At 61.6% G+C, this 13544-nt stretch carries 10 protein-coding genes; 8 read left to right on the forward strand and 2 right to left on the reverse strand.

Annotated features, from left to right (window positions below; genetic code table 11):
- The first annotated feature begins 186 nt into the window (after nt 1-186).
- From smc to ACFQND_RS01540, 8 genes are all read left to right on the forward strand, one after another.
- Entirely contained in the window at nt 187-3723 is a 3537-nt protein-coding gene (gene smc, locus ACFQND_RS01505; RefSeq protein ID WP_371435526.1) for a chromosome segregation protein SMC, read from the forward strand.
- Between the two features lie 32 nt (nt 3724-3755).
- On the forward strand, nt 3756-4829 hold the full coding sequence (locus ACFQND_RS01510) for a cell division protein ZipA C-terminal FtsZ-binding domain-containing protein (protein ID WP_371435527.1): 1074 nt from the start codon (nt 3756-3758) through the stop codon (nt 4827-4829).
- Nucleotides 4830-4893: 64 nt separating this feature from the next.
- Nucleotides 4894-6999: an NAD-dependent DNA ligase LigA gene (gene ligA / locus ACFQND_RS01515; protein WP_371435528.1), complete on the forward strand. Its 2106-nt coding sequence runs from the start codon at nt 4894-4896 to the stop codon at nt 6997-6999.
- A gap of 27 nt (nt 7000-7026) precedes the next feature.
- Nucleotides 7027-7743, forward strand: coding sequence for an MgtC/SapB family protein (locus tag ACFQND_RS01520; RefSeq protein ID WP_371435529.1), 717 nt, complete (start codon nt 7027-7029; stop codon nt 7741-7743).
- A 215-nt stretch (nt 7744-7958) separates the two neighbouring features.
- Nucleotides 7959-8159 carry a hypothetical protein gene (locus ACFQND_RS01525; RefSeq protein WP_371435530.1) on the forward strand — a complete coding sequence of 67 codons (201 nt, stop codon included), beginning with the start codon at nt 7959-7961 and terminating at the stop codon, nt 8157-8159.
- A gap of 42 nt (nt 8160-8201) precedes the next feature.
- Nucleotides 8202-8738 (forward strand): peptide deformylase, encoded by a 537-nt coding sequence (def, locus tag ACFQND_RS01530; protein WP_371435531.1) that lies wholly within the window; start codon nt 8202-8204, stop codon nt 8736-8738.
- 65 nt (nt 8739-8803) lie between these two features.
- Nucleotides 8804-9301 (forward strand): GlcG/HbpS family heme-binding protein, encoded by a 498-nt coding sequence (locus tag ACFQND_RS01535; protein WP_371435532.1) that lies wholly within the window; start codon nt 8804-8806, stop codon nt 9299-9301.
- A gap of 12 nt (nt 9302-9313) precedes the next feature.
- Entirely contained in the window at nt 9314-9988 is a 675-nt protein-coding gene (locus ACFQND_RS01540; RefSeq protein ID WP_371435533.1) for a class I SAM-dependent methyltransferase, read from the forward strand.
- Nucleotides 9989-10066: 78 nt separating this feature from the next.
- On the opposite strand, the gene ACFQND_RS01545 is transcribed toward ACFQND_RS01540, so the two are convergent.
- Together ACFQND_RS01545 and map are read right to left on the reverse strand one after the other, a co-directional pair.
- Entirely contained in the window at nt 10067-12658 is a 2592-nt protein-coding gene (locus tag ACFQND_RS01545) for a [protein-PII] uridylyltransferase (RefSeq protein ID WP_371435534.1), read from the reverse strand.
- A 24-nt stretch (nt 12659-12682) separates the two neighbouring features.
- Nucleotides 12683-13516, reverse strand: coding sequence for a type I methionyl aminopeptidase (gene map / locus ACFQND_RS01550; RefSeq protein WP_371435535.1), 834 nt, complete (start codon nt 13514-13516; stop codon nt 12683-12685).
- Between the last annotated feature and the right edge of the window lie 28 nt (nt 13517-13544).

The raw sequence follows: 13544 nt of genomic DNA on the forward strand, positions 1-13544 counted from the left end.
TGGGCTAAAAAGGCTGTTGCGTCAGGTTAAAAAGCCTCAAAACGTTACATGGCGGCTTCCAAGCCTTTCGCCGACTGTGCGTCGGGTAACATTAACGGCTCGCGCACAGCTTCCCGCTTGTGTGTCCGCATTGCAAAAAGTTGCATTAAATCAACAACTTGGCTCAAGAAGAATACAGGGTTAGCTGTGCGTCTCAATTCAATCAAGTTATCCGGCTTCAAATCGTTTGCGGAGCCGACCAATTTTGTGCTGCCGGGCCAGCTCATAGGTGTGGTGGGCCCCAACGGCTGCGGCAAGTCCAACATCATGGACGCCGTGCGCTGGGTACTGGGCGAAAGCAAGGCCTCGGAGCTGCGCGGCGAGTCCATGCAGGACGTGATTTTTAACGGCACCAATACGCGTAAACCTGCCAGCCGCTCCAGTGTGGAGCTGGTGTTTGACAACGCCGACCACCGCGCCGGCGGCCAGTGGGGCCAGTTTGCCGAGATCGCCGTCAAGCGTGTGCTGACGCGTGACGGCACATCGAGCTATTACCTGAACAACCAGCCCGTGCGTCGCCGCGACGTGCAGGACGTGTTCCTGGGCACCGGGCTGGGCCCGCGGGCCTATGCCATCATCGGACAGGGCACGATCAGTCGCATCATCGAGTCCAAACCCGAAGAACTGCGCCTGTTCCTCGAAGAAGCCGCTGGCGTATCGAAGTACAAGGAACGCCGCCGCGAAACCGCCAACCGGCTGAGCGACACGCGCGAAAACCTGACCCGTGTTGAAGACATCCTGCGTGAGCTCAACGCCAACCTGGACCGGCTCGAAAAGCAGGCCGAAGTGGCCATGCGCTACAACAAGCTGCAGGCCGACGGCACCCTCAAGCAGCACCAGCTCTGGTTTTTGAAGCGTGCCGAAAGCGAAGCCGACCAGTCCAAGGTCAAGGCCGACTCCGCAAAAGCGGTGAACGACCTGGAAAGCCGCGTGGCCGACCTGCGCCACATCGAGGCCGACCTGGAAACCATACGCCAGGCGCATTACGCCGCCGGCGACCACGTCAACCAGGCGCAGGGCAAGCTGTACGAAGCCAGCGCCGAAGTCGGCCGGCTGGAGGCTGAAATCCGTTTTGTGGTCGATGGCCGCCTGCGCGTGGAGCAGCGCCTGGCACAGCTGAAAGAGCAGACTGCCCAGTGGGCCACCCGCAAGGAAGACGCCGCGGTCGAGACCGAAAGCCTGTCCGCCCAGGCGGTTGAGGCCGAAGAAAAAGCCGAATTGCTGGCCGCGCAAAGCGAAGAGCAGCAAGGCCAGTTGCCGGCGCTGGAGGAGGCACTGCGCAGCGCGCAGGCCAAAGCCAACGAGCAGCGTACCGGCGTGGCCCAGGTGCAGCAGCAAATCCAGGTGCTGGCCGCCGACCAGCGCAACATTGAAGAGCAGTCGCGCTCCCTGAGTCTGCGCCTGGAGCGCCTGACGGCTGATCGCAATGCCCTCAACGCGCCAGACGAAGCTCGGCTGGCGAACCTGACGGCGCAGTTCAACAGCACGCAGGAAGCGCAACTGGAAGCCGAAGCCCGCCTGCAGGAACTGACCGACAGCGTGCCGCAGCTGGACGAAGACCGGCGCGCCAAACAGCAGGCTGTCAACACCGAGTCGGCCAAACGCGCGGACCTGTCGGCCCGCATGGAAGCGCTCAAGGCGCTGCAGGAAAAAGTCAAGACCGACGGCAAACTCAAACCCTGGCTGGCCAAGCACGGACTGGACAGCCTGCAGGGCCTGTGGAGCCGCATCCATATCGAGCAGGGCTGGGAAAACGCCCTTGAAGCCGCGCTGCGCGAACGCCTCGGGGCGCTTGAAGTCAGCCGGCTGGACATGGTGCGCGGTTTTGCCGGCACCGATGGCCGCGACACGCCGCCAGCCAAGCTGTCTTTTTACAGCCCGCCGAATGGTGCGGCGCCAGCCCGCTCCAACACCGCTATCAGCCTTAAACCATTGGCTGAACTGCTGCGCCTGAACGATGCCGGCCAGTCGGCGCTGCTGGGCGACTGGTTGCATGGTTGTTACACCGCTGAGAAGCTTGAAGAAGCCCTGGCCGCCCGCGACAAACTACAGGCCGGCGAAGTGATTTTTGTGCGAAGCGGCCATGCCGTTTCACAGCACAGCGTGAGTTTTTATGCGCAGGATTCCGAGCAGGCCGGTTTGCTGGCCCGCGCACAGGAAATCGAAAACCTCGACAAGGAACTCAAGGCCCAGGCCCTGATCAGCGACGAGGCACGCAACGCGCTGGTGCGTGCGGAGGCCGCCTACGCCGACGCCGCACAGCGTCTTGGCACGGCCCGCCGCGAGGCCGCAGAGGGCCAGAGCCGCACGCATGAGTTGCAGGTTGAGGTGCTGCGCCTGACGCAACTGGCCGAACAGACCCGTGCGCGCAGCCAGCAGATCCAGGCCGACATGGGCGAGATTGACGCGCAGCTGGGCGAGCTGCAGGAGCGCAAGGTCACGGCAGAAGCGCGGTTTGAAGAGCTGGACATGCAGCTCGCCGACAGCCAGGAGCGCCACGCGCAGCTGGATGACCGTGTGATCGAATCCGAGCGCAAGCTCAACGAATCCCGTGAGCAGCAGCGCACGCTGGAGCGCCAGGCGCAGGAAGCGCAGTTTTCATTGCGCAGCCTGGCGTCGCGCCGTGAAGAGCTGGCCCGCTCCATACAGATTGCCGCGCAGCAGGCTGAAACCATTGATGTGGAAGAGCAGCGCGCCAGGGAAGAGTTGTCGCGCCTGACCGACGCCGCCGCCCAGGCCGGGCTGCAGGCGGCCCTGAGCGTCAAACTGGAGCGCGAAGCCGACCTGGGCGCAAAACGCAGCCAGTACGACGACCTGACCGCGAAGCTGCGCGCCAGCGACGAGCGGCGCCTGCAGCTTGAGCGCGAGCTGGATCCGCTGCGCCAGCGCATCACCGAATTCCAGCTCAAGGAGCAGGCCGCGCGCCTGGGCTTTGAGCAGTACGCACAGCTGCTGACAGACGCGCAGGCCGATCTGGCGGCCGTCGAGTTGTCGATTCAGGAGGGCAATGTGCGCCTGACCGGCCTGCAGGGCGAGATTGACCGCATCAACCGCGAAATCCAGTCCCTGGGCGCGGTCAACCTTGCGGCGCTTGATGAGCTGAGCACGGCGCGCGAGCGCAAGCAGTTTCTTGATGCGCAGTCCGCCGACCTGAACGATGCCATGAGCACGCTTGAAGACGCGATCAAAAAAATCGATGTCGAAACCCGCGATTTGCTGGCCAGCACCTTCGCCACGGTCAACGGGCATTTCGGCAAGATGTTCCCCGAGCTGTTTGGCGGCGGCAATGCCCGGCTTGTGATGACGGGTGAAGAAATCCTGGACGCTGGCGTGCAGGTCATGGCCCAACCGCCTGGCAAGAAAAACCAGACCATCCACCTGCTGTCGGGCGGCGAAAAAGCCCTGACGGCGATTGCGCTGGTGTTTGCGATTTTCCACCTGAACCCGGCACCGTTCTGCCTGCTGGACGAGGTCGATGCACCGCTGGACGACGCCAACACCGAACGATATGCCAAGCTGGTCGCCAGCATGAGCAAAGAAACCCAATTCCTTTTCATCAGCCACAACAAGATCGCCATGGAAATGGCAGAGCAGCTGATAGGCGTGACCATGCAGGAGCAGGGCGTTTCGCGCATCGTTGCGGTGGACATGGAAGCAGCACTCGGCTTTGCCGAGGCTGCCTGACAGGACAAAGAGATCATTCGATACCCGAACATATGAGCACGCTTCAAATCAGTTTGGCAGTTGCAGGCGGGCTGGTGCTCGCAGGCGTGGTGGCCCACAGCACCTGGTCCGCACGAAAAAACAGGCCGAAAAGGGCAACGCCCGAAGCTGCGCCAGGCCAGGATGCCGCGCAGGCCACGGAGCCGGACAGCGGCGCTGAGGATTCGCTGGGCGCAAGGCAGGAGCCCAGCTTTGACCGTGATTCCGGGCTGGGTCCTTTGGCCGCGATGATGAGCATTGAAAAGAAACCCGGCCTGGACGCCCTGATAGACGTGATTGCGCCCGTGGTGGTCGAGTCCGTGGTGTCCGGTGAAGCGGCGCTGGCCGCAATGCCCAGCACGCGCCGCGCCGGCAGCAAACCGTTTGGCGTTGAGGGCCTGAGCGTGGACACCGGTGAATGGGAGTTCCCGGCCGCAGGCCAGCGCTACAGCGCTTTCCAGTGCGGGGTACAACTGGCCAATCGCACCGGCGCGCTCAACCAGATCGAGTATTCCGAATTTGTCATGAAAGCGCAGGCCTTTGCCGATGCCATCAGCGGCGAGCCCGAGTTTCCGGAAATGCTGGACGAGGTGGCCCGGGCGCGCGAACTCGACCAGTTTGCCAGTGGCCATGATGCGCAACTGAGTTTTACCCTGCGTGCCGTCCACACTGCCTGGAGCCCCGGCTACGTGCAGCAAAGCGCCGCCAAGCTGGGCTTTGTACCCGGCGCGATTCCCGGCCGTATGGTGTTGCCGGCCAGCCAGTCGGGTAATGCCGCGATCCTGGGCCTGTCCTTTGATACCCAGGCCGCGATGGCGGATGACCCGGAGCAAACTGCACTGCGCGAGCTGACCCTGTCGCTGGACGTGCCGCAGGTGCTGCGCTCCGAGCAGCCGTTTGCCCGCATGTGCGAAGCCGCCATGGCGCTGGCCTCCAACATGGATGGCGTGATCATCGATGACAACGGCAACCCCATCCGCACCGAAACCATGGAGATCATTCATGCGGATCTGGAGCAGCTGTATGACACGCTGGATGGCCGGGAGCTGTCGGCCGGTTCGGTACTGGGGCGCCGGCTCTTTTCGTGAGCCGTTCCCCGGCCACGCCTGAATCGCCCCTGCTTTTTCCGTTTTACTTTTTCCGGTGTCTGCCATGGCAACCCTAGATTTGTTTGCCCAGCCTGAACCCTCCGGCTCGTCCGCATCACTTGCCGAGCGCGTGGCCCAATTGCAGAAGCAGCTTCACGAACATGCCCACCGCTATTACGTGTTGGACGACCCGCAGATCCCCGATGCCGAATATGACCGGCTCTTCAGGGAACTGCAGGCGCTGGAGGCCGCGCATCCGGAGCTGCGGAGCCCGGATTCGCCCACCCTGCGCGTGGGCGGCAAGCCGCTGGCGCAGTTTGCCAGCGTGCGCCACAAGGTGCCCATGCTCAGCATTCGCACCGAAACCGATACCGAGGCCACGGGTGCGCAGAATTTCGACACCCGGGTGCGCAAGGAGCTAGGCTTGACGGAAGCCGATCCGCCGGTTGAATATGCGGCGGAACTCAAGTTCGACGGCCTGGCCATGAGCCTGCGCTACGAGCATGGCGTGCTGGTGCAGGCGGCCACACGTGGCGATGGTGAAACCGGCGAGGATGTGACGCAGAACATACGCACCATCAATCAGATTCCGTTGCGTTTGCCGGCTGACGCTCCGCCAGTTATAGAGGTGCGTGGCGAGGTTTACATGCGCCGCGATGATTTTGAGTCGCTCAACGAAAAGCAGCGTGAAAAAATCGCCCAGGGTGCCAAGGGCGAAAAAACCTTTGTCAACCCGCGCAACGCCGCTGCCGGTGCGGTGCGCCAACTTGACCCGGCGATTGCCGCACAACGCCCCCTGAGCTTTTTTGCCTACGGCCTGGGTGAAATAACTCCGGCCGAGCAGGGCGGGCCAAGCTTTGAAACCCATTACGGCATGCTGCAAACCCTGAAATCATGGGGTTTTCCGGTCGCGGCCCAGGTGGAATGCGCGCAGGGCGCTACTGAATTAATAGCGTATCACCAGCGCATGGGAGCCGCCCGCGACAGCCTGCCTTTTGACATCGATGGCGTGGTCTACAAGGTCAACAGCCTGGCGCTGCAAAGGCAGCTGGGTTTTGTGACGCGCGAGCCGCGCTGGGCCGTGGCGCACAAATACCCGGCACAGGAGCAACTGACGACGGTAGAGGCCATTGATGTGCAGGTTGGCCGCACCGGCAAACTGACACCGGTGGCCAAACTGGCGCCTGTGTTTGTTGGCGGCGTGACGGTGACCAATGCCACGCTGCACAACGAGGACGAGGCCCGCCGCAAGGATGTGCGGGTCGGCGACACCGTGATCGTGCGACGCGCTGGCGACGTGATTCCCGAGGTGGTCAGTGTGCTGCTGGACAAACGGGTGGCCGACGCGCCGCAATTCACCATGCCGCGTGTTTGCCCTGTCTGTGGCTCTGCCGCCGTGCGGGAAGAGGGCGAGGCCGACTACCGTTGTACCGGTGGCCTGTTCTGTGGTGCACAGCGCAAGGAGGCCATACTGCACTTTGCCCACCGGCGTGCCGTTGAAGTTGAAGGCCTGGGCGACAAGCTGGTTGAGCAACTGGTGGACGCGAATGTGATCCGCACCTTGCCTGACCTGTACAAGCTGGGCCTGACGGCACTGGCCAGCCTGGAGCGCATGGCCGAGAAGTCGGCCAACAACCTGCTCGAAGCGCTGGAAAAATCCAAACAAACGACCTTGCCGCGCTTCCTGTTTGGCCTGGGCATACGCCATGTGGGTGAAGCCACGGCCAAGGAACTGGCCCGCCACTTCGGCAAGCTGGATGCCATCATGGACGCGACTGAAGAACAGTTGCTTGAAGTCAGCGATGTGGGCCCCATCGTCGCGAAAAGCCTTCGCACCTTCTTTGACCAGCCGCACAACCGCGAAGTGGTCGAGCAATTACGCGCCTGCGGCGTGACCTGGGAAGAGGGTGAGCCTGCTGCGCGTGCGCCGCAGCCTTTCTCCGGCAAAACCTTTGTCATCACCGGCACCTTGCCAACCCTGAGCCGGGACGAGGCCAAGGAACGGGTGGAGGCCGCGGGCGGCAAGGTGGCCGGCTCGGTCAGCAAGAAGACCGACTACGTGGTGGCCGGCTCGGAAGCCGGCAGCAAACTTGTCAAGGCGCAGGAACTGGGTGTCGCCATCATCGACGAGGCCGCGCTGCTTTTAATGCTGGACTCGCCCGGCGCTTGAGTATTTCCTGGTTTTAAGGACAACGACATGCAGGCATTCCAGAGTATCAACTCCGCCGATTTACTGGACTCCATGCTCAGCCTGACCGCTGCGTTTGTTTTTGGCGGATTGATTGGTTTTGAACGCCAGTACCGGCAGCGTACGGCGGGGCTCAGGACCAATGTGCTTGTCGCTGTGGGTGCCGCGATTTTTGTGGATATGGCGAACCGGCTGACAGGCTCGGCTGGTGCCGCGCATGTTGTGGCCTATGTTGTATCCGGCATCGGTTTTCTGGGCGCAGGCGTGATCATGCGCGAGGAGGGCAATGTGCGCGGCCTGAACACTGCCGCCACCCTTTGGTGTTCCGGCGCCGTGGGGGCCTGTGCCGGCGCCGACCTGGTGGTGCAGGCCGGTATTGCGACCGTGTTTGTATTGGCGGCCAATACCCTGCTGCGCCCCATCGTCGACCGGATCAACCGCCTGCCGCTGGATGTGCAGTCGGCCGAGGTGACCAATACCGTTTATGTGGTGACCAGCGGGGAGCGCCAAAAAGAGGTGCTCGCCATCCTCGAAAAAGCGCTGGAAGACCTGCAGTACCCCACACACGACCTGGAAGTGCATGCCTTTGGCGACGATGACGTCAAAATCCAGGCAACCCTGGCTGCTACCTCTGTTGACGGTGTGGTCATGGACCAGATGGTCAAGCGCCTGTCGGACCTTGCCGTGGTCAGCCAGGCCTACTGGACCGCCAGCACCACAGAGTAGCCGTCGCTCGCAGCCCCGTTTATTCCGTTTCCCAATCATTCGTGAACGCGAAGGCGAAGCGCAGACAGTACAAACGTACGACCAGCGAAGCCGACAAAGCGCACGGATGATTGGGAAATGGAATTACATGGCGTTACGCAGGTTTGCACACGCTAAGTCACGCCGCCCGGCAGGCTAAAACGTTGAAAGGTCCTGAACACACAAAGGAGCCTTTCATGAAATCCCTACGCCTTTCCGGTTTGCTTGCCCTGGCTGGCCTGAGCGCCTTGCTGTCCGGTTGCGTGGTCGCACCGATAGAGCCGGGCCCCTATGCCGCATATCCGGCCAGGCCGGTTTATGTCAATCCCGGGCCGGTGGTGGTTGTGCCTGCGCCGTATTACGGCTACCGGGGCTGGGGTTATCGTCGCTGGCACTAAGCCATCACCGTTTGATTGGCCTTGTGCCGCGATAATCGCTGCATGACCATTCGTGAAATCCTCAAAATGGGCGATGCGCGGCTGTTGCGCGTGGCCCAGCCCGTCACAGAGTTTGATTCAGACGAATTGCACCTGCTGATTTCGGACATGTTTGACACCATGCGGGCCGTCAATGGGGCCGGTCTTGCAGCGCCGCAAATTGGTGTTGACCTGCAACTGGTCATTTTTGGCACGGACGAGGTCAATCCCCGTTATCCCGATGCGCCCGTGGTGCCCCGCACCGTGCTGCTCAATCCCGTGATCACACCGACAAGCCAGGACGAGGAAGACGGCTGGGAAGGCTGCCTCTCGGTGCCCGGTTTGCGCGGTATGGTGCCGCGCTTTTCGCACATTCGTTACACCGGCTTTGACCAATATGGCGACCCCATAGACCGCACAGCAGACGGTTTTCATGCCCGTGTGGTGCAGCATGAATGTGACCACCTCATCGGAAAGTTGTATCCAATGCGGATCAGGGACTTCACGCAGTTTGGGTTTACCGAGGTGTTGTTTCCCGGCCTGGATGCACAAGACGATTAGTCCGGGAGCCTCCTTTAGGCGTATGCTGCCCTGCGGTACATCCACAACCACCTCAGGAGACAAGCATGAACAAGACACGCACCGCCTTCCTCATTGCCGCAATGCTGGCCGGCGGCAGCGCCATGGCGCAGGGCGCAGCCGGCCTGGTCAGTGAACGCAGCATCTCGACAAACGCAGCCCTGGAGCTGGCAACCACCAGCCTGGAACGTTGCAGGGCCGATGGCTACAAGGTGACCATCACAGTGTTGAATCGCCACGCGCGTACGGCGGTGGTTGTAAGCGATGACGGCGTCAATCCGCACACCATTGAAAACAGCCTGCGCAAGGCCTATACGGCGTTCACCACGCGCAGCCCGAGTGCCGATATGGGTAAACGAACACAACCCGGGCTCGCAGGTTTCATGCAGCTGGACAAGATCACCACCATCGAAGGTGGCCTGCCCATTTTTGCGGGCAAGGAACTGGTGGGGGCGGTCGGTATCTCCGGCGCTCCGGGCGGGGAAAAAGACGCGGCCTGCGCGCAGGCCGGCCTGGACCGGATTGCCAGGTCCCTGGGCGGATGAGTGTCCACCCCCTTGGCATATCAACTGAAGTTTGAAACGGTTAGCGGCAGCGGCCGGGACCTGCAGGTGCGATCCCTGCTGGACCGGCAGCAGTTCCACGATCCTCTGGGCGAGGCAGAAGCAGAAGGCATTTCTTCCGCCGCTTGGCCGATTTTTGGCTTGTTGTGGCCGTCCGGCCGGGTGCTGGCCAATGTAATGCAGACCTTTGAGCTGGAAGGCAAGCGCATTCTCGAACTGGGTTGCGGGCTGGCCCTGGCCAGCCTTGTCATACACCGGCGCGGCGGCGACATCACTGCCAGCGACTGCCACCCGCTGGCCGCTGCTTTTTTGCTGGAAAACCTCAAGCTCAACGACTTGCCGGCAATGAAATACCAGGCCGGTAACTGGTCGCGCCTCAATCCACTACTGACGCGTTTTGACCTCATCATAGGCAGCGATGTGCTCTATGACCGCGAGCAGCCGCAGGTGCTGTCGCAGTTTATTGAGCTGCATGCGAATCCGGATGTCGAAGTGCTGATCATTGACCCCGATCGCGGTAACCGGACAAGCTTCAACCGCAAGATGGGGCTGTTGGGCTACTCTCACACGGAGACACGTGTTTCGGCGCTGCCTGGCAATGGCGGGGCCTACAAGGGGCGAATGTTGCGTTACCTCAAGAGCTCGGCAGCGCAAAAAGTGCAAAACTGAGACGGTCATTCCGTTTCCACATCATTCGTGAACGCGTAGGCGAAGCCGACAAAGTGCACGGGTGATTTGGAAGTGGAATCAGGCGTTCAGTTCCTGCAGCAGTTCTGTCTCGATGGCGATCTGCGCCTTGTTGTGTTGCAGCTCCGGCCCGTCGATCAGGAAGGTATCTTCCACACGCTCACCCAGGGTTGTGACCTTGGCGAGCAGCAGGTTGATGCGATGCCGGGCCAGCACCCGAGCGATGACATACAACAGGCCGGCGCGGTCGCTGGCCGATACGCTGAGCAGCCAGCGCTGGGCTTTTTCGTCGGGCCGCAGGTCAACCCGCGGTGCAATCGGAAAGCTTTTCACGCGCCTGGACACCCGGCCTTTGCCGGGGGTAGGGAGCGGGCCTGGATTCTCAAGCGTGCGGTCCAGGTCGGCCTCGACCATGGCGGCAAGTTCACGGTAATGTTCGGCCAGGTCGGGGTTGACGACCTGGAAGGTATCCAGTGCGTAGCCGTTTTTGGCGGTATGGACCTTGGCGTCCAGGATGCTGAAACCGGCCTGGTCAAAGTAGCCGCAGATACGTGCAAAAAGGTCCGGTGCATCGGGCGTGTAGACCAGCACCTGCATGCCTTCGCCCGCCGATGAGCGACGCGCCCGGACAATCGCCCTGGCCTTGCCTACGTGGCGCGACAACTGCCGTGCGTGCCAGGCAATGTCGGAGGCGTCGTGGCGCATGAAATAACTGACGTCCAGCGTGTCCCACAGCGCCTTGTGCCCCTCGAACGGCTCGGCATGCAGGGCCAGTGTGGTCAGGGCTTCGCGCTTGCGCGATTCGACCTCCGCATCCGCATCCGGGGCCCGGCCGCCAAGCACGCGCAAGGTGTAGCGGTAGAGGTCTTCCAGCAGCTTGCCTTTCCATGCGTTCCAGACCTTGGGACTGGTGCCGCGGATGTCGGCGACCGTCAGCAAATACAGGGCCGTGAGGTAACGCTCGTTGCCCACGCGCTTTGCAAATGCGGCGATGACTTCAGGATCGCTGAGGTCTTCTTTCTGGGCAATGCGGCTCATGCTCAAGTGTTCGCCCACCAGGAATTCCGCCAGTTTTGCATCTTCCGTGGCGATGCCATGCTGGCGGCAAAACGTTCGCACGTCCTTGCGCCCCAGGTCGGAATGGTCGCCACCGCGCCCCTTGGCAATGTCGTGGAACAGGGCTGCGATGTAGAGGATCCAGGGCTTGTCCCAGCCGGCGGCGAGCTGCGAACACATCGGGTATTCGTGCGAATGCTCCGCCATGAAAAAACGGCGTACATTGCGCAGCACCATCAGGATGTGCTGGTCCACCGTGTAGACATGAAACAGGTCGTGCTGCATCTGCCCGACGATCTTCCTGAACACCCAGAGGTAACGCCCGAGCACCGAGGTCTGGTTCATCAGCCGCATGGCATGCGTGATGCCTTCGGGTTGCTGCAGGATTTTCCTGAAGATGTCGCGGTTGACGGGGTCGCTGCGGAATTTGGCGTTCATCACGCCCCGGGCGTTGTAGAGTGCGCGCAGCGTGCGTGCCGACAGGCCCTTGATACCGACGGTTGTCTCGTAGAGCAGGAAAGTCTCAAGAACTGCATGCGGCTCGCGCACATACAGGTCATCGCTGGCGACCTCCAGCATGCCGGCCTTGTCTGAGAAACGTTCATTGATGACAAGAGGCGGGTAGGTACTGGGGTTCAGCCGCTCCTCAATGTTGAGCAGCAGGATCTGGTTCAGCTGTGATACCGCCTTCGCCGCCCAGTAGTAACGGCGCATCAGCGCCTCGCTGGCCCGGCGCGGGAGCTTGCTGCCGTCTTCGGCTTCTGCCTTGTACCCGAACGACTCGGCAACAGCCGTCTGCAGGTCAAAAACAAGCCGGTCTTCACGGCGTCCCGAAATAATGTGCAGGCGCGCCCGTATCAGGCTGAGCAGCGCCTCGTTGGCCTTGATTTGCCGTACTTCAAAAGCTGTCGCCAGGCCGCTCCTGGCCAGGTCATCCCATGATTTGCCGAGGCCGGCAGCGCGGGCAACCCAAAGCACCACCTGCAGGTCGCGCAGGCCGCCGGGAGATTCCTTGCAGTTGGGTTCCAGGGAATAGGGTGTGTTTTCGAACTTGTTGTGGCGCTGGCGCAATTCCAGCGTTTTGGCGACAAAAAATGCCTTGGGGTCCAGCACGGCATCGAGTTCTGTCTGCAGGCGCGCAAAGTTCCTTTTGTGGCCCGCTACCAGCCGCGCTTCAAGCAGGGATGTCTGGACCGTGACGTCCTTTGCAGCTTCTTCCACGCAGTCGGCCACTGTGCGCACGCTGGAGCCTATCTCCAGGCCACTGTCCCAGCAGTTGCTTATAAAACTCTCTACTTTTGCCTTGAGAGCTGGGTCCTGGTCTACCTGCGCGTCGTCGGGCAGGAGCAGCAGCACGTCCACATCGGAATGGGGAAACAGTTCGCCCCGGCCGTAACCGCCTGCGGCAACCAGGCAGGCCGCCTCCGGAAAATCAGCGATCTGCCACAGCAGTTGCAGGGTGACATCGGTGTGCCTGGCCAGTTTCTGCAACAGGCCGTGGATGCCGCGGCTGGACGAGCCGCTGGCGGCCAGTGACTCAAAAAGAGCAGTTTTGCCGTTGCGGTATTGCTCGCGTACCTGGGACAACTCAAGCATGGAGCGCGTTGTTCGGGCTCTGGATCAGGCCGCTTGCGGAACCTGCTGGGCTTTCACGAAGTCCGGTGCCGGCGGGCTGCCTGCCGACAGGGTCAGGACTTCGTAGCCGGTTTCAGTCACCAGGATCGTGTGTTCCCATTGCGCCGTCAGCGAATGGTCGCGTGTCACGATGGTCCAGCCGTCTTTTTCCGGGCCGTCCTTGATGTCGCGCTTGCCGGCGTTGATCATGGGTTCTATCGTGAAGGTCATGCCGGGCTTGAGTTCTTCCAGCGTGCCGGGACGGCCGTAATGCAGCACCTGGGGTTCTTCATGGAATTTTTTGCCTATGCCATGGCCACAGAACTCGCGCACAACCGTAAAACCCTGGCTTTCCGCGAAGGTCTGGATGGCATGGCCGATATCGCCAAGGCGGGCTCCGGGCTTGACGCGCATGATGCCGTGCCACATGGCTTCAAACGTCACCTTGCACAGGCGTTTGGCTGCAATCGATACGTCGCCGATCAGGTACATGCGGCTGTTGTCGCCAAACCAGCCGTCCTTGGTGATGACGGTGACATCGATGTTCATGATGTCGCCTTTTTTCAGCGGCTTGTCGTTGGGGATGCCGTGGCAGACCACGTGGTTCAGCGAGGTGCACAGCGACGCGGGGTAGGGCGGGTAACCTGGCGGCTGGTAGCCCAGCGTGGCCGAAACCGTGCCCTGCACATTCACCATGTAATCGTTGGCGAGCTTGTCGATCTCTTTGGTGGTGACACCTGCCTTGACGAAAGGCGTGAGGTAATCCAGCACCTCGGATGCCAGTTTGCAGGCGACCCGCATGCCTTCTATGCCGGCTGCATCTTTGTAGGTAATACTCATGGGCTGATTATCCCACCGCAACCAAGCC

Origin of the sequence: Polaromonas aquatica, assembly GCF_042659145.1 — a bacterium.
GTDB lineage: Bacteria > Pseudomonadota > Gammaproteobacteria > Burkholderiales > Burkholderiaceae_C > Polaromonas > Polaromonas aquatica.

Excerpts from the sequence above, each read along its gene's own strand:
- map (WP_371435535.1), bottom strand. The coding sequence starts at position 13,516 with ATGAGTATTACCTACAAAGATGCAGCCGGCATAGAAGGCATGCGGGTC.
- ACFQND_RS01510 (WP_371435527.1), top strand. The coding sequence starts at position 3,756 with ATGAGCACGCTTCAAATCAGTTTGGCAGTTGCAGGCGGGCTGGTGCTC.
- ACFQND_RS01525 (WP_371435530.1), top strand. The coding sequence starts at position 7,959 with ATGAAATCCCTACGCCTTTCCGGTTTGCTTGCCCTGGCTGGCCTGAGC.
- ligA (WP_371435528.1), top strand. The coding sequence starts at position 4,894 with ATGGCAACCCTAGATTTGTTTGCCCAGCCTGAACCCTCCGGCTCGTCC.
- ACFQND_RS01520 (WP_371435529.1), top strand. The coding sequence starts at position 7,027 with ATGCAGGCATTCCAGAGTATCAACTCCGCCGATTTACTGGACTCCATG.
- ACFQND_RS01545 (WP_371435534.1), bottom strand. The coding sequence starts at position 12,658 with ATGCTTGAGTTGTCCCAGGTACGCGAGCAATACCGCAACGGCAAAACT.
- ACFQND_RS01535 (WP_371435532.1), top strand. The coding sequence starts at position 8,804 with ATGAACAAGACACGCACCGCCTTCCTCATTGCCGCAATGCTGGCCGGC.
- def (WP_371435531.1), top strand. The coding sequence starts at position 8,202 with ATGACCATTCGTGAAATCCTCAAAATGGGCGATGCGCGGCTGTTGCGC.